At 37.3% G+C, this 25449-nt stretch carries 27 protein-coding genes; 10 read left to right on the forward strand and 17 right to left on the reverse strand.

Annotated elements, in window-relative coordinates; all coding sequences use genetic code 11:
• Positions 1-20: 20 nt before the first annotated feature.
• Both AR328_RS10930 and AR328_RS10935 read right to left on the reverse strand, forming a co-directional pair.
• On the reverse strand, positions 21-1007 hold the full coding sequence (locus AR328_RS10930) for a lipoate--protein ligase (protein ID WP_066295047.1): 987 nt from the start codon (positions 1005-1007) through the stop codon (positions 21-23).
• A gap of 15 nt (positions 1008-1022) precedes the next feature.
• Positions 1023-1757, reverse strand: a complete 735-nt coding sequence (locus tag AR328_RS10935; protein WP_066295048.1) for an MBL fold metallo-hydrolase — start codon at positions 1755-1757, stop codon at positions 1023-1025.
• A gap of 204 nt (positions 1758-1961) precedes the next feature.
• Between AR328_RS10935 and yhfH the strand changes: the two genes are divergently transcribed.
• Complete coding sequence (gene yhfH, locus AR328_RS22230) at positions 1962-2096, forward strand: protein YhfH (protein ID WP_082677192.1); 135 nt, start codon at positions 1962-1964, stop codon at positions 2094-2096.
• 52 nt (positions 2097-2148) lie between these two features.
• Here the strand turns inward: yhfH and AR328_RS10940 are convergent, their stop codons facing one another.
• From AR328_RS10940 to hemE, 5 genes are all read right to left on the reverse strand, one after another.
• Positions 2149-4308 (reverse strand): YhgE/Pip domain-containing protein, encoded by a 2160-nt coding sequence (locus tag AR328_RS10940; protein WP_066295049.1) that lies wholly within the window; start codon positions 4306-4308, stop codon positions 2149-2151.
• Between the two features lie 66 nt (positions 4309-4374).
• Positions 4375-4950: a TetR/AcrR family transcriptional regulator gene (locus AR328_RS10945; protein WP_197414451.1), complete on the reverse strand. Its 576-nt coding sequence runs from the start codon at positions 4948-4950 to the stop codon at positions 4375-4377.
• 101 nt (positions 4951-5051) lie between these two features.
• A complete protein-coding gene (gene hemY, locus AR328_RS10950; protein WP_066295050.1) occupies positions 5052-6488 on the reverse strand; it encodes a protoporphyrinogen oxidase in 1437 nt (478 codons plus the stop codon).
• A gap of 26 nt (positions 6489-6514) precedes the next feature.
• Positions 6515-7450 carry a ferrochelatase gene (hemH, locus tag AR328_RS10955; RefSeq protein WP_066295051.1) on the reverse strand — a complete coding sequence of 312 codons (936 nt, stop codon included), beginning with the start codon at positions 7448-7450 and terminating at the stop codon, positions 6515-6517.
• A 24-nt stretch (positions 7451-7474) separates the two neighbouring features.
• Positions 7475-8521 carry a uroporphyrinogen decarboxylase gene (gene hemE / locus AR328_RS10960; RefSeq protein ID WP_066295052.1) on the reverse strand — a complete coding sequence of 349 codons (1047 nt, stop codon included), beginning with the start codon at positions 8519-8521 and terminating at the stop codon, positions 7475-7477.
• A gap of 229 nt (positions 8522-8750) precedes the next feature.
• Between hemE and AR328_RS10965 the strand changes: the two genes are divergently transcribed.
• Positions 8751-9254: an antibiotic biosynthesis monooxygenase family protein gene (locus AR328_RS10965; protein ID WP_066295053.1), complete on the forward strand. Its 504-nt coding sequence runs from the start codon at positions 8751-8753 to the stop codon at positions 9252-9254.
• A 68-nt stretch (positions 9255-9322) separates the two neighbouring features.
• Here AR328_RS10965 and AR328_RS10970 read toward each other — a convergent pair whose 3' ends face one another.
• The gene (locus tag AR328_RS10970; RefSeq protein ID WP_066295054.1) at positions 9323-9973 is read right to left on the reverse strand and encodes a phosphatase PAP2 family protein; all 651 of its coding nucleotides are present in this window, start codon (positions 9971-9973) and stop codon (positions 9323-9325) included.
• A 119-nt stretch (positions 9974-10092) separates the two neighbouring features.
• Between AR328_RS10970 and AR328_RS10975 the strand changes: the two genes are divergently transcribed.
• Positions 10093-11301 (forward strand): M20 family metallopeptidase, encoded by a 1209-nt coding sequence (locus AR328_RS10975; protein ID WP_066295055.1) that lies wholly within the window; start codon positions 10093-10095, stop codon positions 11299-11301.
• A gap of 22 nt (positions 11302-11323) precedes the next feature.
• Here AR328_RS10975 and AR328_RS10980 read toward each other — a convergent pair whose 3' ends face one another.
• The 3 genes from AR328_RS10980 to AR328_RS10990 form a co-directional block, all read right to left on the reverse strand.
• Positions 11324-12049: an EcsC family protein gene (locus AR328_RS10980; RefSeq protein ID WP_066295056.1), complete on the reverse strand. Its 726-nt coding sequence runs from the start codon at positions 12047-12049 to the stop codon at positions 11324-11326.
• Positions 12050-12115: 66 nt separating this feature from the next.
• A complete protein-coding gene (locus AR328_RS10985; RefSeq protein WP_066295057.1) occupies positions 12116-13327 on the reverse strand; it encodes an ABC transporter permease in 1212 nt (403 codons plus the stop codon).
• Positions 13320-14060, reverse strand: coding sequence for an ABC transporter ATP-binding protein (locus AR328_RS10990; protein ID WP_066295058.1), 741 nt, complete (start codon positions 14058-14060; stop codon positions 13320-13322). The genes AR328_RS10985 and AR328_RS10990 overlap by 8 nt, the downstream gene beginning before the upstream one ends.
• Positions 14061-14671: 611 nt before the next feature.
• Here AR328_RS10990 and AR328_RS10995 point away from each other — a divergent pair.
• The 3 genes from AR328_RS10995 (at position 14672) to AR328_RS11005 (ending at position 17081) form a co-directional block, all read left to right on the forward strand.
• Complete coding sequence (locus tag AR328_RS10995; RefSeq protein ID WP_066295059.1) at positions 14672-15100, forward strand: HIT family protein; 429 nt, start codon at positions 14672-14674, stop codon at positions 15098-15100.
• A gap of 205 nt (positions 15101-15305) precedes the next feature.
• Positions 15306-16388 carry a 3-phosphoserine/phosphohydroxythreonine transaminase gene (gene serC, locus AR328_RS11000; RefSeq protein WP_066295060.1) on the forward strand — a complete coding sequence of 361 codons (1083 nt, stop codon included), beginning with the start codon at positions 15306-15308 and terminating at the stop codon, positions 16386-16388.
• A gap of 129 nt (positions 16389-16517) precedes the next feature.
• Positions 16518-17081, forward strand: coding sequence for a tryptophan transporter (locus tag AR328_RS11005; protein WP_066295061.1), 564 nt, complete (start codon positions 16518-16520; stop codon positions 17079-17081).
• A gap of 39 nt (positions 17082-17120) precedes the next feature.
• On the opposite strand, the gene AR328_RS11010 is transcribed toward AR328_RS11005, so the two are convergent.
• Positions 17121-17312 carry a hypothetical protein gene (locus tag AR328_RS11010; protein ID WP_066295062.1) on the reverse strand — a complete coding sequence of 64 codons (192 nt, stop codon included), beginning with the start codon at positions 17310-17312 and terminating at the stop codon, positions 17121-17123.
• A gap of 481 nt (positions 17313-17793) precedes the next feature.
• On the opposite strand from AR328_RS11010, the gene AR328_RS11015 reads away from it, so the two are divergent.
• On the forward strand, positions 17794-18369 hold the full coding sequence (locus AR328_RS11015) for an HTH-type transcriptional regulator Hpr (RefSeq protein WP_066295063.1): 576 nt from the start codon (positions 17794-17796) through the stop codon (positions 18367-18369).
• Positions 18370-18372: 3 nt separating this feature from the next.
• On the opposite strand, the gene AR328_RS11020 is transcribed toward AR328_RS11015, so the two are convergent.
• Positions 18373-18708 carry a DUF1878 family protein gene (locus AR328_RS11020; RefSeq protein ID WP_066295064.1) on the reverse strand — a complete coding sequence of 112 codons (336 nt, stop codon included), beginning with the start codon at positions 18706-18708 and terminating at the stop codon, positions 18373-18375.
• 277 nt (positions 18709-18985) lie between these two features.
• Here AR328_RS11020 and AR328_RS11025 point away from each other — a divergent pair, with 277 nt between their 5' ends.
• Together AR328_RS11025 and AR328_RS11030 are read left to right on the forward strand one after the other, a co-directional pair.
• Positions 18986-19534: a DUF3267 domain-containing protein gene (locus AR328_RS11025; protein ID WP_066295065.1), complete on the forward strand. Its 549-nt coding sequence runs from the start codon at positions 18986-18988 to the stop codon at positions 19532-19534.
• A gap of 202 nt (positions 19535-19736) precedes the next feature.
• Positions 19737-19919 carry a hypothetical protein gene (locus tag AR328_RS11030; protein WP_082677193.1) on the forward strand — a complete coding sequence of 61 codons (183 nt, stop codon included), beginning with the start codon at positions 19737-19739 and terminating at the stop codon, positions 19917-19919.
• Between the two features lie 56 nt (positions 19920-19975).
• Here AR328_RS11030 and AR328_RS11035 read toward each other — a convergent pair whose 3' ends face one another.
• Positions 19976-20077 carry a YjcZ family sporulation protein gene (locus AR328_RS11035; protein ID WP_082677194.1) on the reverse strand — a complete coding sequence of 34 codons (102 nt, stop codon included), beginning with the start codon at positions 20075-20077 and terminating at the stop codon, positions 19976-19978.
• Between the two features lie 285 nt (positions 20078-20362).
• On the opposite strand from AR328_RS11035, the gene AR328_RS11040 reads away from it, so the two are divergent.
• The gene (locus AR328_RS11040) at positions 20363-21235 is read left to right on the forward strand and encodes a peptidylprolyl isomerase (RefSeq protein ID WP_066295067.1); all 873 of its coding nucleotides are present in this window, start codon (positions 20363-20365) and stop codon (positions 21233-21235) included.
• Between the two features lie 62 nt (positions 21236-21297).
• Here the strand turns inward: AR328_RS11040 and AR328_RS11045 are convergent, their stop codons facing one another.
• The 3 genes from AR328_RS11045 to AR328_RS11055 form a co-directional block, all read right to left on the reverse strand.
• On the reverse strand, positions 21298-21486 hold the full coding sequence (locus tag AR328_RS11045) for a sporulation YhaL family protein (RefSeq protein WP_197414453.1): 189 nt from the start codon (positions 21484-21486) through the stop codon (positions 21298-21300).
• A gap of 128 nt (positions 21487-21614) precedes the next feature.
• A complete protein-coding gene (gene yhaM / locus AR328_RS11050; protein WP_066295068.1) occupies positions 21615-22559 on the reverse strand; it encodes a 3'-5' exoribonuclease YhaM in 945 nt (314 codons plus the stop codon).
• A gap of 91 nt (positions 22560-22650) precedes the next feature.
• Positions 22651-25449 (reverse strand): ATP-binding protein, encoded by a 2799-nt coding sequence (locus tag AR328_RS11055; protein WP_066295069.1) that lies wholly within the window; start codon positions 25447-25449, stop codon positions 22651-22653.

Here is a 25449-nt window from a genome sequence, read left to right on the forward strand (position 1 = left end):
CAAGAAACGCTCACACCAATCTAGTAAATTAAGTTTAAAAAATCCTCTTTCGTAATATTACCAAAGTAATATTTCACGTCTATATCCTCGATTGCCAGTTCAATGGCGGATCTTTCATAGCGCAATCCAGTTAGCCTTTCTTCTAGATCGGCTACATCACCCACCCCGAAAAAGTCGCCAAATATTTTACACTGCTGAATCATTCCGCCCTCAACCTCTAGACGGATATCGATTTGTCCAACTGGGAACCGGTGGGAATGCTGCAAATTGAATTTAGGAGATTTTCCATAATTCCAATCCCAATTCTGATATCTCTCCTTAGATAGCTGGTGAATTTTCTCCCAATCTTCATCGGTAAGCTTGTACTCTTCGATTTCTTCTCCGCCAAAAATATTTTGAAGCAGAAGCAATCGAAATTCTTCAATCGTCAATTTCTCCGATAAAAACTCGGAAATATTTGCTACACGGCTGCGAATGGATTTAATTCCTTTCGACTCAATCTTATCTTTTTTCACCTTTAATGCGGAGACAACGCTATCAATTCCGGAATTAAACAGAAGGGTTCCGTGGCTGAACATTTTTCCTTTCGTTGAAAATTGGGCATTCCCGGAAATTTTTCTGCCTTCTGCAGTCAAATCATTGCGTCCGCTCAATTCAGCATTTACCCCTAGTTTTTGAAGGGCATGAACAACAGGCTCAGTGAATTTACGGAAATTATGAAAGCTTTCCCCATCATCCTTTGTTATAAAGCTGAAGTTTAAATTCCCAAGGTCATGGTATACAGCACCACCACCAGATAAGCGGCGAACAACATGAATACCATTGCCTTCAACGTATTCCGTATTAATTTCTTCTATTGTATTTTGGTTTTTCCCAATAATGATAGATGGCTCATTTATGTAAAACAGCAAATAGGTTTCATTAATATCTAAGTTTTTTAGTGCATATTCCTCTATAGCAAGATTAATTCTTGGATCTGTTATTCCTTTATTATCGATAAATAACATTTAAATTCCACTCCTTTATAGCGATAACGACCATTTAAAGGAAGCTAGTGAAATTGGACCATTATATCGTGTCCCCGCTTCTTCCTTTAATTGTTCCAGGTTTCCGTAATGAGGCAAATGAGTAAGAAGGAGTTGCTTGACATGGGCATCATTAGCTAAACTCCCTGCATCAAGGCTCGTCATATGCCCAGCGTTCTTTCCATTCTGATTGCCATAGAAATTACATTCACACACTAGTAAATCAGCCCCTTTTGTAAAGGGTATAAATTCATCCTTAAATGATGTATCAGCTGTATAAACGATAGATTTCCCGCCAGCTTCAAATCTCATTGCGTAACAAGGAACAGGATGGTCTGTCTGTAAAAATTGTACCCTAAAAGGCCCAATTGTTAAAGCCTCGGCAGGGTCATACGCCATTCCTTTTGTAATATTCTTATAGGTTAACTTTGAAAATTCTATTTCATCCTCTGAATGTCCGTAAATAGGAAGACATTCCATTTTCTTACCTAAGAAGCCTTGAATCAGTCTTGCATGCTGCAATACACCAATATCTGCTGTATGATCGGGATGATAATGAGATAGAATAACTCCATTTAGTTCCTCAGGCTGTAAAACACGTTGCATCTGTGATAGAACAGCACTGCCGCAATCAATCAGCAACCGAAATCCATCGTGCTCCAGTAAATACCCTGAGCTTGCCTCTCCTGCTTTCGGATAACCGCCCCAATGTCCAATGACTGTAAAATTCATATAAAAACCTCCTCTATTGCCAATATTATACCCTAATGTGGGAAGATTACGGATTTTGGAATGAGCCGGGAAGCAACCTATAGCCAAAGAACTAATTTTTATTTTTTTATTTTTGTATTGAAACAGGTATTGACACCCCACGTCTGTTATAATACAATAAAATCAAATAATCTTACTAATCGAAAAACTTAGGAGGCATTCAAAATGATTCAAAACATTCTCGAATTTTTTAGAAATTTACCGGCTAAGCAATGTGTTGAGTGTGGGAAGTCAATTAATGAGCAGCATGAATGCTATGGGAATAAATGTGATCATTGCCTAGGTGTTAAGGATATTTAATCATTCAATTGACATAGGAAAACCAGCCGTTTTAAAAACGACTGGTTTCTTTTTATTCCGCAATAGCTGCAAAACGCTTCTTATGCATAGTTGTAAAATATCCAATGGTTCCAGCGATAAAGATCACTATAAAGATTCCTAATATCGCAACATTATGCCACATAAAGCTAAAGTCTCCACTTGAAATAACTGCTTTATACCCAAATACGGTATAAGTCATTGGCAGTATCGCATTGAATGGCTGTAATAGATTTGGAATTAACTCAAGAGGAAATGTTCCAGCACTTGTTGTTAATTGCAAAATTAGAATGATAATCGCGATAAATCGTCCTGGATCTGCAAATACGGTAACAAAGAATTGGACTAGCGTAATAAACGTTAAGCTTGAAATGATCGAAAATAGGATAAATAAAGGAACACTTTGAACCTCAATTTTTAGCCCTGCAAGAATAATCAGTGTAGCAAGTAAAGCCTGTAAAATTCCAGCTCCCATTAAAATAAGAAACTTGCTTGTAAACCAGCTTAATCCGTTACTCGGTACTCCTGCAGGTTCTCGCATTGGAAACACAATCGATAATAATAGCGCTCCAACGAATAGACCTAATGATAAGAAATATGGGGTAAAGCCTGTTCCATAGTTAGGAACTTTATTAATTTTTTCATTATCTACCTTCACTGGCCCAGCCAACATATTATACGTTTTATCATTGGCATGTACCGATGATGCTTGATCTGCGCCAGCTGCAAGTTTATCCGCTAATTCCTTTGAACCCTCATATAAGGAGGTATTTCCGTCAGCAAGTTTTCCAGCACCGTCCTTCAGCTTCCCGGTTCCATCCTGAATTGCCTTTGAACCATCCTGTAATTGGCCAAGTCCACCTGCTAATACTGTAGAACCGTTTGCTAATTGATCAGCGCCTGCTTTCGCATCGGCAAATTTTTGTCCAAAGGTATCCATGCCTGCTTGAAAGTCATTTTGCCCATGCAAAATCTTATTGACCCCAACATTAAGCTGTTGACTTCCTTGTGCCAGCTGGCTAACTCCTTGCTGCACCTGTTTCTGTCCTTCATTTAAAGCACTAATTTTATTAGCAAGCTCTGAACCGCCATTTGCCATTTGTCCAGCAGCTCCTGCAAGTTCAGCTGTTCCACTTTTTAACTGATTTAAAGCACCTTCCAATTGCAATCTCTGTGGTGAATTTTCCGGTAACTGTCCGATTAGCACTTGTAGATTCTTTTGTAATTCTGCTATGCCGCCGCTTACCTTTTCCGCTTCGGATTGCCATTGCTGAAGGGAGGCTGATAATTTATTTGCCCCTGCACCAATCTGCTCTGTTCCCAAAACAATAGTCGGGAGCTTTTCATTCAGTTTATTTAATCCTTCATTTGCTTGAGAAATTCCTGCAGCCATCTGTTCATTGCCTGCCTTTAACTGATTAGACGCAGACTTTAGCTGGTTATGTCCTTCCTGTAATTGACCAAGTCCATCAGCAAGGGCTTTTGAGCCTGATACTAATTCTTTTGAGCCATTATTTATTTTTCCAACACCATTATTAAATTCAATCGATTTTTCAGCTAATATTGAAAGATTATCATAAATTTGGGAAGCCCCATCCTTCAGTTCAGCTGCGCCATCATTAATATTTGTAGCACCTTCACTTGCCTTTTCCATTCCATCCGCAAGATCACTAACTTTATCAAACATCGTTTCCGCATATGTTTCAGTAATTTTCTCAGAAAGTGAGATTTTGATTTTTTCAACGGCTGTACCACCGATTTGTGAAAATAAGAAATTATAGCTTTCATTTGGTACATAATGCAGCTTTAACTTTTCAGGATTTTCATTAAGAAGTGTTGTAGCATTTTCCGAGAAATCCTTTGGAATTTCAATTAGCATATAATATTTTTGATTTTTCAGGTCCTTATAAGCGTCCTCTTTTTCTACAAAATGGTAGTCAAAATCCTTGCTTTCTTTTAATTTATCAACAAGCTCTTTCCCAAGCTGCAAGCCTTTTCCATCAAATTCTGCTCCTTTATCTTCATTAACAACCGCGACTGGCAAATCTGCTAATTTAGCATAAGGATCCAAAAACGCCCACAAAAACATTCCGCTATATAATACAGGAATAAAAAGCACAGCAATGATCGGAATGAGAACCTTTTTATTTCGCACAATGCTAGATAATTCCTTTTTAAATAAATTACCCTTCAATTTCGTTGCCTCCTTAAATAAGTGACTATTTCATTCAAACGGTCAATTCCTTGCAAAAAATGAGGATTATCTATTTGATAATCCATCAAAAATATACTGTTCAAAAATTCTCGCAATATCTTCTTTCTCTAGTGGCTGATGACGTTTCTCCCAATCAAAGATCAAGGAAACATACAGCTTTAGCATAATAAATGCAGTCAGTTCCGGATCACACGGTCGAATTTCTTCCTTTTCAATCGCATGTAAGATTTTCCCCTTTAAATAAGTAATGATCTCCTCTTCTAATTTTGTCATTACCTCTATGACTGCTGGGGTGCCCATTTCCTTTCCCTCTTGAAAAAGCTTAATAGTGAGCTGATGCTTCAGTCGAAACTCTAATAGTTTGTATAGGCCACGGTGAACATTTTCATGAAAAGAAAGCGATGGGTCAATTGCTTCATCGGCAGCATGCTTCATTTCATTAATAAGGGAATTAATGATTTCGTCAAAAAGCTCTTCCTTATTTTTAAAAAATGTATAGATGGTCCCTTTTCCAACATTAGCTATTTTTGCGACCTGATCCATCGTTGTTGCCTTATAGCCAAATAGGGAAAAGGATTTGGTAGCCGCTTCAATAATTAGCTGCTTGCGATCCATGGCCAAAACAACACCTCTTTTCATAGTCAGTGACCAATTGAACGTTTTGGTCATTTTACACTTATTAAAATAACATGACTAAAATCATAAAGCAAGAAAAAAAACTGTCACAAGACAGCTTTTTTTTCATCCATATTTATAAATGATAAGACCTTTTCAACAGTTGCTTCACCTTGGTCAATACAGTCAGGCATTCCTAAGCCTTCAAATGAGCTTCCTGCCAGAAACACACCTGGTAGCTCAGAAGCTAAATGCGTTTTGACCTTTTCAATTCGTTCTTTATGCCCGACCGTGTATTGCGGCATGGAATCTTTCCATCTCGAAATAACAGCAAAATCAGGATCCATCGTAATATTCATTGTTCGATTAAGCTCTTTTAACACAATCTTAATCAATTCATCATCCGGAAGCTCCACAACTTCCTCATCACCAGGCCTGCCTACATAGCAGCGAATAAGCACTTTTCCGGCAGGTGTAGTATGCGGCCATTTTTTGTGTGTCCATGTACAGGCAGTAATCGTATAATCGCTATTTCTAGTGACGACAAACCCTGTTCCTTCAATATCCTTTTCAATTGCTTCCTCTGGAAAAGCAAGGGCAATAGTAGCAACAGAGGTGGATGACATATCCTTAAACGAGTCAAAGAAACGATAATCGGAAAAAACAGACTGGGTGATATGATGTGGGACAGTCATAATAATGCTATCGGCGTCTAACTGTGCTCCCCCGCTTAACTCGATTACATATCTATTTTCCTTTTTACTAATCCGTTCCACTTTGCAGCCCTTCATAACAGAATTAGGCTCTAGCCTTGATTCTAAAGCATCTGCAAAAGACTGCAAACCTGAGCTGAATGTCAGAAAAATGCCCTTATCTTTCTTCTCCCCCGTTTTCTTTAGCGGCGTTGCTGGAGTTGATTTCTTCATCCCTAATATTAAGCTTTTATATTTTTGTTCAACCTGGTAAAACTGAGGAAAAGTTGACATGAGACTAAGCTTGTCAATATCTCCTGCATAAATAGCGGAAAGCAAAGGCTCAATTAAGTTTTCAACCACTTCATCTCCAAGCCTTCTGCGGAAGAACTTGCCAAGTGATTGGTCATTGGCTGGGCTTGATTTCGGCAAAATAAAATCTGCAGCCGCTCTTGCCTTTCCTGCAAAAGAAAATAAACCGGTCGTAACAAAAGGGGCTATTTGTGTAGGAATTCCCATAACAGAGCCGCCAGGCATCGGATGCAGGCGATCTTTAACGAGTACATACGATTTACCAGCCGTGTTCCTGATTAACTTATCTTCCATTCCTACTTCCGCAGCTAAGCGGGAAGCACTTTGCTTACGGGCAAGAAAGGAATCGGGACCTCTCTCTATGACAAATCCATCGCGTACAACAGTTTGCATTTTCCCGCCCAGCCGATCAGTAGATTCAATTAATCTAATATCAAGCGGCAGCCCTTTAACACTTGCTTCCTTTTGCAAATAGAATGCTGCAGTTAACCCTGTAATTCCACCACCGATAATAACTACTCTTTTCTTCTGTTCCGACACGGTTCTTCGCCTTCTTTACTTTAGTCTCACTTGTTTGCTAATTTTCTAAGAATGACGGCTGCCAATGCCTCAATAAATTCTGGCTGATCATTTGGCATAGGCGGTCGATAATAACTAGCAACAATTTCATCAGTAACCACTTTACATTCATAATCATTGTCATATAGAACTTCAAGATGATCCGAGACAAATCCCACTGGTGTATAAACAAATGCCTTGTATCCATCTGTTTCATAAAGCTCTCTAGTCAAGTCTTGAACATCGGGACCTAGCCAAGGTTCTGGCGTATTTCCTGCACTTTGCCAGCCGACCGCATAATTTTTCACGCCAGCGCCTTTGGCAATCAAATCCGCTGTTTCCTGAAGCTGTTTCGGATACGGGTCGCCTAATTGCAGAATCTTCTCTGGTAAACTATGAGCTGAAACGATTAACACCGACTTATCTCTTTCCTCTTGCGGCATCCCTTCAAAAGTAGACTTTACACGGTCAACCCAATATTGGATGAACTTTGGCTCGTCATACCAGCTTTCCACTGAATGGATAACAGGGCCCCCGAGCTTTTCCGCTTCTTCCTTCGCTCTGCCATTGTATGACTTCACGCTAAACGTTGAAAAATGCGGAGCCAATACAATACTTACAGCCTCTTCAATTTCGTCTTCCTTCATTTGTTTAACAGCATCTTCAATAAACGGCTCAATATGCTTTAAGCCGAGATACATTTGGAACTCGTACTCCTCCTGATTTTCATTTAAAAAAATTTCCAGGCTTTTTCCCTGGTCTAAAGTAATTCTTGCTAATGGAGAAATTCCGCCGATTGCTTCATACCTTCTTCGTAAATCCTCAAGCATTTCCGAAGAAGGCTTTCTCCCTCTGCGAATATGAGTATAGTAGCGTTCTATATCTTCTTCTTTATATGGAGTGCCATATGCCATTACAAGCAGGCCCATTTTCTTCCTTGTCATCGAATCACCTCTAGTAGATCTAGTCTAGTTGCCCAGCTTAGAAGCAGAATATTCATGTACAAATGTCGTTAATTTCTTTAATGTTTCTGGTTTAACTTCAGGGAATACACCATGTCCAAGGTTAAATATAAGCCCAGGCTTTTCCATTCCTTGATCCAAAATCGCTTTCGCTCTTTCCTCGATTACTTCCCAAGGAGCTAATAAAAGAGCTGGATCAAGGTTGCCTTGAACTGCTTTAGTAATTCCTCTCTCCCTTGCCTCTTTAATAGGAAGTCTCCAGTCAAGCCCAACTACATCTAATGGCAGGTCATGCCACTCCATTGCAAGGTGGCTTGCTCCAACACCAAACATAATAAGCGGTACATTTTCCTCTCTTAGGCTAGAGAAAATTTTATTCATCGTTGGTTTAATGAAAACACGGTAATCGGCCACATTTAATGCCCCTACCCATGAATCAAAAATTTGAATTGCCTTCGCCCCGGCTTTAATTTGGGATTTAACATATGTAATTGTCATTTCGCTAAGCTTATCCATTAAGGCAAACCAAGCTTCAGGCTCAGCATACATGAAAGCCTTTGTTTTATTGTAATTTTTCGATGGGCCGCCTTCGATCATATAGCTCGCAAGTGTAAATGGAGCACCAGCAAAGCCAATAAGAGGAACTGTCAATTGCTCCTGTGTAAGAATTTTGATCGTTTCTAACACATAAGGCACATCTTCTTCTGGATTAATTTCACCTAGTTTTTCAACATCTGCTGTCGAACGGATTGGATTTGAAATGACAGGGCCTATACCAGATTTTATTTCAACTTCCACTCCAAGTGCAGGAAGCGGTGACATAATATCCTTATAAAGGATAGCTGCATCATTGTTATATTGATCAACAGGCAATTTTGTCACATAAGCACAAAGCTCAGGCTGATGTGTTATTTCAAAAAGAGAATACTTTTCCTTTATTGCACGATATTCAGGCTGAGAACGGCCAGCTTGTCGCATATACCAAACAGGAACATGATCCGTTTTCTCACCCAATGCTGCTCGTAAAAATGTATCATTAAATGTTCTTTCCATAAAAATAAACCCCTTTCAAAGACTGTCTGCTTATCATTGTAATATATATATAGTAATAATTAAAATTCCTGCAGCTTTTTGCCCATCCTTACTTTATCCCTTTCCACTACAGTTGTATAGTTTATAAGAGGAAATGTCGAAAATTTGACGAATTTAAAGGGTGTTCAAGGCAAAAATAAAGAGAAAAAACCTATTTTTTAACTTTTCAATTAGAGAGGTGACCGAAAAAATGAATATTTATATGACGAGCGGTACATTTGATTTCTTAAAGAAAATAAGAGAAAAATACGATAAGGAAAAAATACTTCTTATCCAGAATAACAAGGAGGCCATGCTTGTTCATGAAACTACTCGGAAAACCGTTTTCGGTGCCCCAAGATCTTATAACGTTCTGAAATCAGAGGGTATCTTAGAGAATTCCGGTTTTTTAGTTTTAAATCATATCCCTGTCATAGATGATGATAAGCCAATGTTTGAATATCGGTATTCATCTGATCATGTTCACCTGTTTAATACTCCCGGCTTTAAAGCGTTGCGAGTATTGCGGCCGATCAAATCCAACACTTATATCATTCTAACCTTATGGGAAAGTGAAAGGACCTATACTAATTGGGAAAGTACCCCGTCTTATCAATCTTTCTTCCAAGGAACAAAATCTCCTCCAGCCCAATCGCAAATATTTATGGGGGCATCCTATATTTCTAAGTATTATATTCCCACAGAGGATGATTAAGTTTAAATGCTCTTAACATTAAAGCAGACTCTTCCAATGAATTTAAATGGAAGAGTCTGCTTTTTAAATTATGTATGATTCGATTTACGCCATTTTCCCCTGAAGAATTCATAGATAATAAGCCCTATAAGAACCCAAGCTAAGCCTAGAGCGAAGCCCGCTGCCACATCGGATGGATAATGGACTTGTAAGACGATACGGCTTACTCCAAGCATAATAATCATCATAAATGCGAGGAACATCACTAGCCATTTTCCTGCTCTTGACTGGATATTAGAAACGAGAAAGTAGGCAATCAATACGTATAAAATAATCCCCATCATCGCATGCCCACTTGGAAAACTGAAACTTTTCACATGAACGAGGTGCGGGGTTTCTGGACGGGGTCGTGCAATCGCATCTTTTACATAATCATTTAGCAAAGCCCCAGTTGCGACCGTTAAGGTGAATACCGCCATACCGAGATAGTCCCTTTTTTTTAACCATAATAGAAATATAACGATAAGTGCTATGAGTCCAATTCCTTTGAAGGAGCCAATCACATTAAGCGCTTTGAAAAACGGATAGGAGTTTTCCTTTAATAGACCTAACAAAAACGAACTAATATTTTGATCGAAACGTAAAGTCTCTCCGCTTTTTACCGCTAAGGCAAAATAGATGAATATACAAGCGGAAATGACGATCAAAACATATGTAATGGGCGACTTTCTTAATTTCAAACTTTTCCCTCTTTCTGCTAACCTTTTTTACACACGTTCCTTATTTTAGCAAAAACAATCCCTCCTATACAACATAAAATGCTATAATATTCAAAATACAAACAAATAGGAGAGTGGCTATGCTTAATAAATTATTTGCCAAATTAGAAAATTATTATGAAGAAATGGTTTCAATAAGACGCTATTTGCACCAGCACCCTGAGCTTTCCTTTAAGGAAGTAAAAACCGCAAATTATATTAAAACCTATTATGAAAATTTAGGAATTGAAGTAAGAGGCAATGTCGGCGGAAATGGGGTTGTTGCAAAGATTTATGGAAGCAAACCTGGAAAAACAGTCGCTTTAAGAGCTGATTTTGACGCCCTACCGATTCAAGATGAAAAAGATGTGCCATACAAATCACTTGTACCAGGTGTGATGCATGCTTGTGGACATGATGGCCATACTGCTACATTGCTCGTTCTCGCCAAATCGCTTCATGAAATGCGGGATGAGCTTGAAGGTACATATGTGATGATCCATCAGCATGCCGAGGAGTTTGCACCAGGCGGAGCTATTTCTATGATTGAAGATGGGTGTTTAGAAGGTGTCGATGTCATATTCGGCACACATTTATGGGCGTCAGAGCCGACCGGGACTATTCAATATCGTGTGGGTCCCGTCATGGCGGCGGCAGATCGTTTTGAAATTACGGTACAGGGAAAAGGCGGTCATGGTGCACAGCCGCATAGAACGAAGGATGCCATTGTTACAGCTTCTCAGCTAGTCGTAAACTTGCAGCAAATAGTCAGCAGAAAAGTCAATCCTGTTGATTCTGCTGTTGTCACTGTTGCCTACTTTATTGCCGAAAACGCCTTCAATGTAATTGCCGATAAAGTAAAACTCGGCGGAACGGTCCGTACGTTTAATGAAGATGTCCGTACCAATATTGAACAAGAAATTGAACGGATTGCAAAAGGAACATGCTACACTGCGGATAGCACATACGATTACTTGTATGCAAGGGGCTACCCGGCTGTTGTTAACCATAAAGACGAAACAGAATTCCTCATTCATTGCGCACAAAATATTGACGAAGTAAATGAGGTTGTAGAAACGGAACCACAAATGGGTGGAGAAGATTTTGCTTATTATCTTCAGCATGTAAAAGGAACATTCTTCTTTACAGGTGCGAAGCCAGAAAATACAGATGAGAATTACCCGCATCACCATCCTAAATTTGATATCGACGAAAAGGCGATGATCGTTGCTGCAAAAACACTTGGCTCAGCTGCATTAAATTGTCATGCGTTAAAAACCGAAGACAATGGCGCAGAAGTCTTAAACTAATAAACAAAAACAGCCCCAGGAGCTAATAGAGCTTTGGGGCTGTTTTCAATACTCGCATCCGATAAGCGTTTTTCGCTGTCTCACCGAGCTGCTCCATTAAATTATTATTTGCAAATGCGCCTACAGCGGCCCCAATTCCAGGAACCAGCTGCAGCATTTTGACAAAATCGATATAATCTCGATACTCCTGCTGAAATTCTCTCCAGTCCATTTCTAAAACCTCGGACTTTCTTATATCCCATTCCTCAACAATCTGCCATGTTTCTTTTCTCTTTTCACAGCTGGAAAAAGCAAGCTTGAACACATGCAGAATAAATAACCGTTCTTCATATTCATTTGTATCAAAACCGTAAATAGCTGCCGCTTCAAAGAGAAATTTCATTTTTATTGTTAATAGCAGCGGGAAGTCAGCCAATCCAAACAGAATTCCACCGGCTCCGGTTCCAGCTCCCTCAACGATAGCTGTTTTTTTATAGGCGAAGAATTTTTCAGAAAGCTGTTTATCCATTTCCTCTAGTGACTGGCGAGCTGTTTGATTTTTTCGTGTTGTTAAATTGGAACCGACAAGTGTAGCCTTTACCATATTCTTTATACTGTCAGTTAGGATTTGATGAGCCTTTTCCGGGATCAGACTATTCACTTTTGTTTGTGCTTTTTTTGTCAGACGATTTAAAATCCCCGATTTTTTAAATAATTTATATTTCCACTCTTCAATCTCTTTATATGCATGCAGTTCATACTCATTCATATGCTACCCATCCTTTTCTTTCCTACTAATTATACGGGTAACGGGAAAGAATAGTTTCATTCATCTTCATGATTTCAGTCTTTTTGTTATATATACATTTGCAAAAAAATAAGCAAAACCTAATCCGGCAATGAGAGTAATAACAGCAACCATCCCCTCGCCTTTAACCAAAATTGCTATGGCTAACAAGAGGGATTGTAAATATAAAACCTTTGAGAGCAGCCGCTTAAAGGCTTTCTCTTTCAAATCCTCCTTGATTGGATAAAGCATAATCCAAAGTTTATTTTGATGATGATTCCAAAGAGGTATTAACTGAAATCCTGTTAAATAAATAAAAAGCAGCGCAACGAAAGCTTGACCCAGTCCAAAGGAAATAAAATAAAGAACGCCAATACAAATAAGCGTTAATCGAATAAATAATCCAAAGTAATCACCCGCCCGCAGAAAGGTTCTTACATAAAGATGGTTGAAAGTCTCCTTTTGTCCAAACGATATCCGGCTGAACACCCAATCAAGCCATTTACGTCGCTTCACACGGTCCCTTAATTTCGGAACATCGGTAAATAAATTGGCCAGCCGATAGAAGGAAGTCATTCTTCTCTCTTCCATCTCGATTAAATACTCCCATTTCAAGCCTTTATCCCTCGTATTTCTTTGATAGAAGGCCAATAAAACCAATAACAGCACGGCCACAGGAATTAGAAAAAGGATTCTTGCATTCGAAAAGAGAAAGAAAAGGAAAACAGTATTTATCGCATATCTTACAAACGAGTCCATGACATGAACTATTGTTTCAACAAAATACTGGACCTTCCAGCGGATGATGACATTCAGCGCCTTTATGATGAGAATAACAAATAAAAAAGGTATAAACTTATTAAAGTCCCCATTATTCACCCTTGCGTACATGGGGATAAAAACACCTAGTCCAAGAAAAATAACGTATGCATGCACTGCAAAGCTCACCGTGATTGAGCGGAAAAAATAGCGTGTGAGCCTGCTTTCCAATGGCAGCAGAAATATTTTGTCTGCCTCAGATAGAAAAGTGCTGATTGGACTGTAGGTTAACAGCAATCCAATCACAACAGCCATAATGGACGCTGCCGGAAATTGCTCAGGGACCGTTTTTAACCACTCCTGGTAATAATAGGCTGCGGTTCCGAGCAGAAAAAGAAGGACAATAACGATATGACCATTAAATATATATCTTGAATAACGGGAAAGCTCCTTCATTCTTTGATTGAATCGCTCTCTCCAAAGCTTCTTCTCATCAAACATAATTTTCTTCCTTTGTCAGCTGAATATAAATATCATCTAATGTCGCATCCGGCATTGAAAATTGCTCCCTTAGTTCAACTAATGTTCCTTTTGCCCGAATCTTTCCTTCATGTAATATAACAAAGCGGTCACAATATCTTTCCGCAGTTGCCAAAATATGAGTTGACATTAAGATTCCCGCTCCGTTTTCTTTCATTTTCTTCATTAAATCAAGAAGAGATTGAATCCCAAGCGGATCAAGTCCGACAAAAGGCTCATCAACAATATAAAGGTCTGGCTGAACTAAAAATGCGCACATGATCATCACCTTTTGTTTCATCCCTTTTGAAAAGTGAGCAGGAAACCACTTAAGCCTTTTTTCCATGCGGAATTCCTTTAGAAGCTTGTCCGCCCTTTCCTTATAATCCTCGCGTTTCAATCCATAGGCCATCGCTGTAATTTTCAGATGCTCTTCTAAAGTCAATTCATCATATAGTATGGGTGTTTCAGGCACAAAGGTAAATTGCTTTCGGTATGCTTCCTTATCTTGATGGAACTGGTTTCTATTTATTGTGATTGTTCCGCTGTGCGGCTCCATTAACCCGATAACATGTTTGATTGTTGTACTTTTTCCGGCACCATTTAAACCAATTAAACCAACGAGTTCTTTTTCATTTACCTCAAAAGAAATATCTTTTAATACGGGATTTTTCGTATATCCGCCCGTTACATTTTCAATTTTCAAAAGAGCCATGCTATAACGTCCTTCCCTATTTACTAACTACATTGTAAAAAACACTCGCATTGATTGTCCAATTTGCTTATCCATTTTTCAAAAAATCTTTTCTAAAACATGTATATGAAATTCCAATGCGGGTATTCTAATCTATGAAGGGGAAACAAGCTATTTGATAACGTAAAGAATTATCAAAATTTGAAATGAGGTGTCTGTCGCAGACAATGAACATTTCAATAAAAGCTAAGCTTCCAACGTTTTAAAAATAAGGGGATGGTTACATTGGGCAATGTTCTAATTAACCAAGAAGATCCAAGCAAATAACAACACAACACTTAAAAAATGAGGTGTTTGTTAAAGACAATATCCTGCTTTATACGTTTTAGTAAAAACTTATAAAGAATTGGGGATGGTCAGCTTGAACAATGATCGAATCTCTCTAGATGTAAACACAATCATTAAATAAATGAGGTGTTTATCAAAGGGAACAACCTGAATTAGAAACGTATATAAAGAAGCAATCCCCTTCAAGAAGGCGGGATTCCCTAGCGGATCCTGCCTTTTATCCGTTTATTCGTTATGATATTATAGGAAATATTGAATAATCTTGGGAGAAGGAGTGTTTTTAAGTGAGCAATTGTATTTTTTGTAAAATTGTGAATGGAGAGATCCCCTCAGCAAAGGTTTTTGAAAATGAGCATGTATTAGCCTTTCTTGATATTAGCCAGGTAACAAAAGGCCATACATTAGTAATTCCAAAAATACATACTGAAAATATTTTTGAAATGAATGCTGAAACAGCGAGAAATCTTTTTGAAGCAGTTCCGCAAATTGCAAACGCGATAAAGGAAGATTGTGAGCCTCTAGGCATGAACATTTTGCAGAATAACGGCAAGGACGCTGGTCAGGAAGTGTTCCATTTCCATTTTCACCTAATCCCTCGTTATGGCAATGGGGATGGCTTCGGCGCGGTATGGAAAACCCATAATTCTGATTATACCCCACAGGATTTGCAGGAAATAGCTAAAGGGATTAACAGTAGAATCTCATCGAAATAAAATGAAGAATCTAGGTAATAATTTACGAACTTAAGGAGCGCCTCCAACTTTTTGGAAGGCCCTTTTTTGTTTGTCGCTTTTACACTTTTTTCAGAAAGTTCCTAATTCCTTCTGTACAAATGATTTATTTTTGTTACCATAAGATTATCTTTTTATCTCTTTACAGCGTTAAGGCGAAGCTTATACTATTTTTGGAGGGGCTAATATGAAAAGAGCACTAAATTTTAATGCGGGACCAGCTGCTCTGCCGCTATCAGTTTTACAAGAAGCTGAGAAAAATTGGCTTAATTATAACGGCAGCGGTATGGCTGTTATGGAATTGAGTCACAGAAGCAAAGAATATGAAGCGATTCATCAACAAGCACAGGATTTATTAAGAAGCATCCTGTCGATCCCAGACAGCTATGAAATTCTTTTCATTCAAGGCGGAGCAAGTCTGCAATTTTCAATGGTTCCGATGAACCTGATTACAGAAGGAAAGGCAGGAAATTATGTATTAACGGGGGCCTTTGCTGATAAAGCATTGCAAGAAGCCGAAAAAATTGGTCCAACCTATGTCGCTGCCTCAACGAAGAAAGAAAATTATCGTTTTATCCCTAATGTAAATGACATTGAGCTTTCAAAGGATGCAGCCTATCTTCACATTACAAGCAATAATACGATTTTTGGCACCCAGTGGACTCAATTCCCATCTAATAAAGAGGTTCCTTTAATTGCTGATATGTCCAGTGATATATTAAGTAAAGCAATAAATGTTGAAGATTTCGATCTTATATATGCTGGGGCACAGAAGAACTTGGGTCCATCTGGAGTTACTGTTGTCATGATGAACAAGAAGCTCCTGTCCAATTTAAATAGCTCACTGCCGACTATGTTAAATTACAATACATTTGCAAAAAACAATTCGCTTTACAATACACCTCCTACATTAGCAATCTATTTATTGAAGCTTGTTCTGGAGTGGGTCGAGCAAGAAGGCGGTTTGCCGATCATCGAAAAGAGAAACGAAGAGAAAGCAAAAATACTATACGATTGTATGGACGAAAGTGAAGGGTTCTATATTGGACACGCTGAGAAATATTGCAGATCCAAGATGAATGTTACCTTTAATCTGAAAGATGAGGAAGCTTCGAAGAGTTTCCTTCAGCAAGCTAAAGAAGCTGGCTTCATTGGCTTAAACGGACATCGTTCAGTTGGAGGCTGCCGTGCATCGATTTATAACGCTGTCCCAGTTGAACATGTTGAGCAGCTCGCACATTTTATGAAAGCATTTAAAAATAATTATTAACAGAAAAATTACGCTTTAATATAAAGCAATATATGTTATAATAAATGCAAGTTTCTTGCTTCAGGCAACGAGTGCACTGCAGAAGAAACAAATATTAATAGCTTAGTATAGCAGAGGAGAAGATGAGAAATGAATACGAAAAATCTTGTAGCCCTAGCCCTTTTAGTTGGGATGGGAGCAGTATTGCATGCAGTTGTACCTGGCTTTTTTCTAGGTATGAAGCCAGATATGATGTTAACGATGATGTTTTTAGGAATTGTCCTTTTCCCGGATAAGAAAAGCGTATTGCTGCTTGCCATAGTTACAGGAGTAATTGCTGCTTTAACAACTACTTTCCCTGGCGGACAAATTCCAAATATTATTGATAAACCAATTGCTGCAATTGTATTCTTAGGATTATTCACAGCTTTGAAAAGATACCAAAAGTCAATTGTTAGTGTAGCCATCCTTACAGCAGTAGGTACGATTGTATCAGGTGTTGCATTCTTAGGATCAGCGCTTTTAATTGTCGGTCTGCCTGGACCATTCACTGCTTTATTTGCAGCAGTTGTTTTGCCGGCAGCAGCAGTTAATACGATTGTAATGGTTGTCCTTTATCCAGTGGCGCTTTCAATTGTGAAAAGAACAAAACTTAATGATTCAACAGTCGTTATTACACAAAATAATGGCACAAATCGTAAGCTTATTGATTAATAAGGTGAAACAAAAAACCCGCTTAAGCGGGTTTTTTATTTATTGCAAACTATACATAAAAGCACCTATTAATAATAATACAATTCCCCCTGCTCCTAATGCAGCTGCTCTTTTTCTCAATATATATTTAGGCGGATAAAAACCTGGCTTTCTCATCGCTAACATGAAATAAACGCCACCGGTGATCAGAACGGCCCCAATTGTAAAAAATCCTGTTGTTATCCCTGACATACGGACCCCCTCCCCTCTTTATTACAACAAGCATATAGATCTCTTTTCTTTAACTCTATGCTTGAATCCATGTGTGTATGTAAATGGAAAAGATGATTGGTCCATACTAATTGAATAAAGCTATCATTATTTATGCGCTTGAAAAGCAATTTCAAATCTTAAAAGTAGTCTAGATCTTAAGAATGAGCATAAATAAAAAAAATTTTCAAAAAATCCTTCTTTATTTAATTAAAAAGAAGGATTTTTTCATTTTAAGCCGAAAATAAATATATTACTAAAGTGTCATTGCCAAAACTTCATTTTTTTTGTTTGTTCTTCGTTTCGAAAAATCTATTTCTGAAATCATAAGTTATTTTACAAAATTTGAAGAAAAATAGCTTTAACTCATAATTTCTAAAAATTTAGTAAATTTTTTCTTTATTAATTTTTACTTTATTGGCATAATGAATATAGAGAACTAGAAAAGTAGGTGAATAGTTTTATGACAGATAAAATGTATACAATGAAGGAAGCGATGATTTTTAGTCAAAGAGTTGCTCAACTTAGCAAAGCTTTATGGAAATCCATCGAAAAAGATTGGCAGCAATGGATTAAACCCTTTGATCTAAACATTAACGAACATCATATTTTATGGATTGCCTATCACTTAAAAGGGGCATCTATTTCGGATGTGGCTAAGTTTGGGGTCATGCACGTATCAACAGCGTTTAACTTCTCAAAGAAACTTGAGGAGCGCGGCTTTCTGAAATTCTCCAAAAAGGAAAGTGACAAAAGAAACACGTATATTCAGATTACTGCTGAAGGCGAAAATGTTTTATTGCAATTAATGGAGACTTACGATCCCGAACAATATGCAGTATTTTCAGGAGCAAGTCCATTAAGAGAACTTTACGGGAAATTTCCAGAAATTATTGAAATTATGGCCATCGTGAGAAATATATATGGCGATGACTTTATGGAGATTTTTGAAAAATCATTTAATAATATTGAAAATGATTTCGTAGAGGAAGAAGGAAAGCTGCAAAAAAAAGAAAGCTCTCTTCAGGAATCTGTTTAAACTTTAAAGATATTTCACAAATTCGTTCATAAGAGGAATAAATAAACCTTGTTTTAAACATGCTTGCACTGCTTCCTTCGGTTCAAGATTCTTATGTAAACTATATTTAAATTTATTGTAAAGCGGATGAAAGTAGACAAACCCTTCCGCTTTTTGTTCTTCTAATTCTATGCTCAAATCTTCACATATTCTATAGAAATCTTCTACTTCCCTTTCAGCTAATGACTTTTCAACAATTAATTTAAAAAAATCCAAATTTCTATCTTCGATCACCTTAAGCAAAAGCTTTTGCTGATATTCTAACTTGTTCAGTCTTTTCATTACTTCAATTATATCCATTATTTACCTTTTCCTCCTGACCATTTTAGACCGTATTATTTTTTATTGTGAACGGAATCGCTTCCAATCATATCAGCTATTATTCAAATATAAACTATACCACATTTTCGACAAAATCCATGTTTTTTTCCTATTGATTTTTTTAGCCATTCAGCGTAAAGTATCTTAGTAAGTTTGAAGAAAAGGATTCTAAAAGAATTGCATAAAGGGAAAACTTTCACCTTAAATTTCATTCATTCTTCTCGAACTTTATTTCTCCTTCTGGAGGTATGATACTATGAATTCCTGGAAGACGATTAACTTTTCAAGACAGTATGGCTCTCAAAGACTTTTCATTTTGTCTTCCTTAACGATGTTGCTGACATTTATTTTCGTCTATGTGCCTGCGCAATTTCTATTTAATGCACATTCATTCTATGACAATTATTTTTACTTATTTCTTCTTGGGCTTTGGCTTATATATCCACTTCATAAGCTTTTTCATTATTTGCCATTAGCTCATCATGGAAATAAAGTAAAAAAGGAATTATCAATAAAATATGGGATTTTACCTGTCATTCAAATAAAGGTTTTTGAACCAATTTCAAAATGGCAATTTATTTTTGCCCTTTTTGCACCATTTATTATTATTAATAGTATTTTGATTTTTGCTTGTTATATATACCCACATTATTTACATTATATTACCATCATACTGGCTTTTCATGCCGGCTTATGTCTGCCTGATTTTATTTGTGCAAAGAATGTGCTTTTCGCACCAAATTGTTCATATATTGAAGAGAACGATGATGGAATTGAAATATTGCTCCACAAAAATGATGAATAGAAGAAAAAAGGTATCCGATATTGGATGCCTTTTTCATGAATTTGATATAACAAATTTTCACCAGTCTTAAAGACTATCTTTTTTTCGTAAATTTTGTTATTGTAAATATCATACAACTGGATTTAGGCTGTCTGAAATGCTATTTACGCGAATAGCCCAGACCCTACCTTTTTCTTCATAAATGCAAAGGAGGGAATCTTCGGTGATCTCCATATTTTTTATTATTTTTGCCGTCTTTATCCTATATAATATTAACAGAATGACCAATTCTCTTTGCCTTCAAAAGGAAATCCCTGAGGAGCGGCAGCCTACTGTATTTAGAACGATTAATATTTTAATAACCATTCTTCTTATATCGTCATTTGTAGAAATTCTTTATGCTTAAATGACGCAGAAAAAGCGGCGGGGCTTTATTTCCCGCCGCTTTTTCATTTAGTTATCTTACAGCCAAGAAGCGCCAACAATTATTAATAAGATGAAAAGCACCACTATCAGTGCAAATCCACCACCAAAACCAGCACCCATGAGACACCCTCCTTTCATGTTGCTAAATTATACTATTCAACGAATACCTTATTCGAATAGGCACTTATCATCATTATCCGAAAAAATATTGGGTTAGGCCTTTAACGCTATGATAAAAGTGTCTTTGTAGTATATGACCCCACTTATATTAAGAATAGACAACTACCTAAAACAGAAGAGAAAATCTAAATGACATTTTTTAAAAATCTTAATAGGTTATTGTTTTTGTTCTCTAATTCATTTGTGGTATAGTAGGTTTTATGAAATTGGTTATTGAAATAAATTTTCCTAGGAGTGTTCAACATGAAGAAATGGATTGTATCCCTCACATTAACAGCTGGTGTCTTAGGCTTAACTGCTTGCAGTGGCAATAATAATGCGAATGGTTCAGATGTGGTAGTGCAAACAAAGGCTGGAGACATTACAAAGGACGAGCTTTATGATGCGATGAAAGAAAAAACTGGCGAGGCAGTTCTTCGCGAGCTTGTCTATGAAAAGGTTCTATCGAAGAATTACAAAGTATCTGATGAGGAAATAAATGAGAAAATTGGCGAGTTTAAAGAACAGCTTGGCCCCAATTTCGAAATGGCCCTTATGCAATATGGCTTTAAAGATGAAGACGAGCTGAAGGAAACATTTAGAACTGGCTTAATGCAGGAAAAGGCAGCTATTAAAGACGTAAAGGTGACTGAAAAGGAAGTAAAGGAATACTACGATAATTACAAGCCGCAAATTAATGCTAGACATATTCTTGTCGAAGATGAAAAAACAGCTAATGAAGTAAAGAAGAAGCTTGATGAAGGGGCTAAGTTTGAGGATCTAGCGAAGGAATATTCAACAGATCCTGGCTCAGCAGCAAATGGCGGAGATCTTGGCTGGTTTGGTCCGGGAAGAATGGTTCCTGAATTTGAAAATGCAGCTTATGCATTAAAGGTTGATGAAATTAGTGCGCCTGTACAAACCCAGCATGGATTCCATATTATCCAAGTAACAGAGAAAAAAGAGAAGAAATCCTTTGATGAAATGAAAGATCAAATGGAATATGAATTAAAGGTTTCAAAGCTTGATGCGGATAAAATTCAGAAGGCAATGGAACGTGAATTAAAGGATGCAAATGTAAAAATTAATGACAAAGATTTAAAGAGTATTTTGGAAACACCAGAAGCTGCTCAATAATAATCTTAAAACCCCGGACTGCTTATTTATAAGTTGTCCGGGGTTAATTTTTTCGAGGTTCTTCATCCTAGTGACTGCTGTTTCGTCCTTCTTGCCTCCCTTTCCTTTTCAATTCTTTCGATGTAAACTCTGCCTTCAAGCTCAATGCTTTCATTTTCTACTTTTCGTTCTTCCCTTCCTGCCTTAATCGCCATATAGGCACTAAGAAGAATTCCAATAGCGATAAAGTAAACCCAAAATGGTATAATCATAACAATCATCACCTTCCTATTTAAATAAATGGTTGTCCACTCTTTTATAGAATATGTATGTTTTTTAAATAGAAATATGAATGAACAGCAAAAAAAATCGTCCTGCCAATTTTGGAGGACGATTTCTTTTATTTATGGAATGCAGGTTTATAAAATGATCGATTATCAAGTGCGAAGACTCTTTCAGTAAATTCACCTGGTTTCACCCGTTCAAGTGCACGGTCAAGCATGTTCATTTTCGCATCTAGATTATCAATATAGTGAAGAATTTCAGCCTCTTTAATGAGCGGAGGTTTTGGGCTTCCCCATTCCGCCTTTCCGTGATGGGAAAGGACCAAGTGCTGCAGTATTAAAACTTCTTCTCCTGTAATGGATAGCTCTTCGGCTGCTTTGCCAATTTCGTTGACCATGATTGTTATGTGGCCAAGTAAATTTCCTTCTAACGTGTAAACAGTTGAAATTGGGCCTGATAGCTCAATGACCTTTCCTAAGTCATGGAGAATAATTCCCGAGTATAATAGGTCTTTATCAAGACTTGGATAAAGTCCCGCTATCGCCTTTGCTAAATCAAGCATCGAAACGACATGATAAGCTAATCCCGAAACAAATTCATGATGATTTTTCGTTGCTGCCGGAAATTCCAAAAACGCCTGCTGATGCTTTTTTAATAAATGGCGCGTAATTCTCTGGAGATTTGGATTTTGCATTTCAAAAATGTATTGAGTAATTTTACTCATCATTTCATCCGTACTTAAAGGAGCTGTTTCAAGAAAATCAGCTAGTTTAACAGAATCACTTGAAGAAGCTGGACGTATTTGTCTAATTCTGAGCTGATTGCGCCCTCGATAGTTTAATATATCACCCGAAACTTTAACAATTGTTTCCGGCATATAAATCTTTTCATCACCATCAGACACATCCCAAAGCTTCGCTTCTATTTCTCCGCTCTGATCTTGAAAAATAAGGGTTAAAAACGGCTTTCCATTACTTGCAATTCCTTTTGTTGCATTTTTTATCAGTAAAAAAAGTTCGATATGTTCACCAACATCATAATAGACAATCCCTTTTGACATAAGTGGTCCAACGCTCCTTTCTATTAAAATAGTATATCACAGACAGATAAGAGTCTAACAAAAATCAATGGATAACCCATTGATTCCCGTTTTAGTTGATTGGCATTCCCATCTCCTTGCCAACTTCAAGAATCTGCTCATCTAAGAAATGCGTTAATAAATGCTGGTGGCAAGTAAAAAACAGCACCTGGCGCCCGCTTAATTGCTTAAGCAAATGAATGACTTTCTTTGTTCGTTTTTGGTCAAAATTTACAAAGCTGTCATCAATAATAATAGGAAAAGGGAACTTTCCATAAATGGTAACGGCTAAAGCAAGCCTTAATGACACATAAACCTGTTCAGCTGTTGCTTGGCTTAGCTCATTTGCTTCAAATAATTGCTGGTCCTTTCTTTGAATAAAGAATCCGCTTCCCTCTTGTTTCGGAAAAATTTTCACATAGCTGCCATCTGTTAAATACTTCATGTATTCCTCTGCTTTTTCCAGCATTCTCGGAAGTCTCTCATTTTTAAAACGTTCAATCGTATGATTTAACATATCCTTTGCCAGCGCAAATTTCGCCCATTCACGTGCCCCAATGTCCAATTCCGATTGCTTATGCTTATATAAATGCAGTAATTCAGCATAAGTACCGCCTTCTTCTAACAATTGAATTTCATATTTTACTTTTGCGATGTCGCTTTGCAATATAGGGATATTTTCTTCATGCATTTTAAGCTTTGTTGTATAGCTATATATTCGTTCATCTAAATCAGCAATTTCCTGAAATGATTCCATTTCCTGCTCATTTAACGCGGCAATTTTTAACTGCCTCTGTAAATGAAGCAATTGTTCCTCGAGCGTCCGTTTTCTCTCATCGAGTTTTCCAATTTCCCGGAAAGACCTTTCATCTGTTACTAATGCCTGTTGAAATAGCTCTTCTTTTTTCCGATTGAAATGATTCCACTCAAGGTGGTATTTCTGTCTATCTTCCTCCAGCTCATTTAACTTTGCCTTTCTTCCTTCATAAACTATATTCTTTTCGATTTCTTCCTTTAATCGTTTTCTTAACGTATAAGCCATTTCTTGAATACTCGAATGGGGCATGCCTGAAAATTCACTGATTAGATGCTCTAAAGCTTCAACTATCAAATTCATTTTTTCCGCAACTGATTGTTGCCTATCAAAAGCCATTTTCTTTTCACGATAAAGCTTTTTGAGCTGTTCAATTAGCTCAAAGGCATCAGATAAATAAGCAAGAGCAATTTCTCCAGGTAACAAAAGAACTTCTCCAAGTTCGATTATTTCCCTTTCAGCCTTAACCATTTCATTTTCCCAAGTTTCATAATTCATTAATACCCTTTCATATTGGGTATTTCTTTCTGTCCATTGAATTTTGAACTGAGTCAGCTGATCTAAATGATTCCTATCCTTACCAAAGTCATCGTCCGCATTAGCCGATTTCTTATTAAACAGATAAATTAAAAAAACAATACCAATGGCACCAAGCAAAATGATTGGTAAAATTGATTCGAATATCCCCCAAGCAAGCAAGACGGAAAAAAGTATCGAAAATATTATGAATTGAGTCCTTTCTTGAACTCGTTTTCTCCGTATGTTTTCTTCAAAAGCTTTTCTGTTTTTTTCTGACTGAAGCTGTTTTTCAGCATCCTTAATTTTTTCTTCGATTTCCTCAAGCATCTGCTTTTCATTATTAAATCTTTCATCAAGGTCAAGTTTTTTCAAGTCAAGCCGCCGATATTTCTCCTGGGTGTTTTTTACTTTTTCTTTCATAAAGACACTTGTATTAATGGAGATTAAATCTTCTTCACCAATGTTTAAATGAAGCTTTTCTCTTAAATTAAACTCTTCTTCCTTTAGCTGCGCAAACCTGTCTTGCAGCTCCTTTTCTTCCTGTTCAAGCCTTTCATATAAAGACAGGCTTTCCACAGCCATAGTGACTTCATGCTCCCGGCCTAGCAAATTGAAATCAGGTGTGTTGCTTCTTATTTCCTCCGTTAAAACATCCAGCCGATCGGTAATGCTGGACATTTGCCCTTCCAAAGGCTTCATCAGTTCTTCCAGTCGCTCTAATTTTGATAGACCATCGATAGGAAATTGAATATCCTCATATTTCTTTAATTCCTCTACAATGGCCATTTCCTCTAGCTTGAGCGGCTGAATTTGCTTCCATGATTCTAATTTTAGTTTCATCGAATGCAGATGGGCTTGTTCAGCTTGTGTATCTGTCAGTTCTTTTTCTAAACGTTCTTTTTCACTTTTTAGCTTCCAATAATGCTCATTTTGCTGCTCAGCCTTTTTTAATTCACTGCGAAGATGTTTAAGCTCTCTAAGCTTTTCATTTAAATACGGTTTTTTGCCATTTGGTTTAAAGCGGCTTTCCATTTCCTTTTGCAGAGAATTTTCAGCACGAACTAGCTGATCGGTTCCTAAGGCTCCCGCCGAAAATAAGAATTTCCCAAGATCTTCACCTTTCATCTGATGTACATTTTGAATTCCATGTATATTAAATGAAAAAATCGATTGAAATAAAGTTTTGTCCACACGATGCAGAAGGTCTTTAAGGAGCTCTTCACCTCCTCTTGTTCCATCCTCAAGCATCACATTTACATCCCCTGATGCTTTTCCTTTAACCCTTTCAATGCTCACGATCCCCTTTTCAGCTATTTCAACTGTCATCCTGCCGCCATATTTTGTGCCCTCTTTTGGTTCATATCTCGGCTCTGATTGAAGCTTCGTTGGAAATCCAAATAAAATACTATGAATAAATGACATAATCGTTGATTTTCCGGCCTCATTATCTCCAAATAGAACTTGAAACTCATGCAAATTAGTCATTTTCAAATCTGTAAACTTCCCAAAACCATAAATATGAATATCTATAATTTTCAT

Source organism: Bacillus sp. FJAT-29937 (genome assembly GCF_001509555.1).
Lineage (GTDB): Bacteria > Bacillota > Bacilli > Bacillales > Cytobacillaceae > Cytobacillus.

Bases quoted from the DNA above. Each gene is read 5' to 3' on its own strand.
- AR328_RS11020 (WP_066295064.1), bottom strand. From the start codon at position 18,708: ATGGATATAATTGAAGTAATGAAAAGACTGAACAAGTTAGAATATCAG.
- AR328_RS10990 (WP_066295058.1), bottom strand. From the start codon at position 14,060: ATGGCTCTTTTGAAAATTGAAAATGTAACGGGCGGATATACGAAAAAT.
- AR328_RS11005 (WP_066295061.1), top strand. From the start codon at position 16,518: ATGAATACGAAAAATCTTGTAGCCCTAGCCCTTTTAGTTGGGATGGGA.
- AR328_RS11015 (WP_066295063.1), top strand. From the start codon at position 17,794: ATGACAGATAAAATGTATACAATGAAGGAAGCGATGATTTTTAGTCAA.
- AR328_RS10935 (WP_066295048.1), bottom strand. From the start codon at position 1,757: ATGAATTTTACAGTCATTGGACATTGGGGCGGTTATCCGAAAGCAGGA.
- yhaM (WP_066295068.1), bottom strand. From the start codon at position 22,559: ATGTCAAAAGGGATTGTCTATTATGATGTTGGTGAACATATCGAACTT.
- AR328_RS10980 (WP_066295056.1), bottom strand. From the start codon at position 12,049: ATGAATGAGTATGAACTGCATGCATATAAAGAGATTGAAGAGTGGAAA.
- yhfH (WP_082677192.1), top strand. From the start codon at position 1,962: ATGATTCAAAACATTCTCGAATTTTTTAGAAATTTACCGGCTAAGCAA.
- AR328_RS11055 (WP_066295069.1), bottom strand. From the start codon at position 25,449: ATGAAAATTATAGATATTCATATTTATGGTTTTGGGAAGTTTACAGAT.
- AR328_RS10975 (WP_066295055.1), top strand. From the start codon at position 10,093: ATGCTTAATAAATTATTTGCCAAATTAGAAAATTATTATGAAGAAATG.
- hemE (WP_066295052.1), bottom strand. From the start codon at position 8,521: ATGGAAAGAACATTTAATGATACATTTTTACGAGCAGCATTGGGTGAG.
- AR328_RS10985 (WP_066295057.1), bottom strand. From the start codon at position 13,327: ATGTTTGATGAGAAGAAGCTTTGGAGAGAGCGATTCAATCAAAGAATG.
- AR328_RS10965 (WP_066295053.1), top strand. From the start codon at position 8,751: ATGAATATTTATATGACGAGCGGTACATTTGATTTCTTAAAGAAAATA.
- AR328_RS10930 (WP_066295047.1), bottom strand. From the start codon at position 1,007: ATGTTATTTATCGATAATAAAGGAATAACAGATCCAAGAATTAATCTT.
- AR328_RS11035 (WP_082677194.1), bottom strand. From the start codon at position 20,077: ATGAAAGGAGGGTGTCTCATGGGTGCTGGTTTTGGTGGTGGATTTGCA.
- hemH (WP_066295051.1), bottom strand. From the start codon at position 7,450: ATGACAAGGAAGAAAATGGGCCTGCTTGTAATGGCATATGGCACTCCA.
- AR328_RS11045 (WP_197414453.1), bottom strand. From the start codon at position 21,486: ATGATTATACCATTTTGGGTTTACTTTATCGCTATTGGAATTCTTCTT.
- AR328_RS11025 (WP_066295065.1), top strand. From the start codon at position 18,986: ATGAATTCCTGGAAGACGATTAACTTTTCAAGACAGTATGGCTCTCAA.
- serC (WP_066295060.1), top strand. From the start codon at position 15,306: ATGAAAAGAGCACTAAATTTTAATGCGGGACCAGCTGCTCTGCCGCTA.
- AR328_RS11040 (WP_066295067.1), top strand. From the start codon at position 20,363: ATGAAGAAATGGATTGTATCCCTCACATTAACAGCTGGTGTCTTAGGC.
- AR328_RS11010 (WP_066295062.1), bottom strand. From the start codon at position 17,312: ATGTCAGGGATAACAACAGGATTTTTTACAATTGGGGCCGTTCTGATC.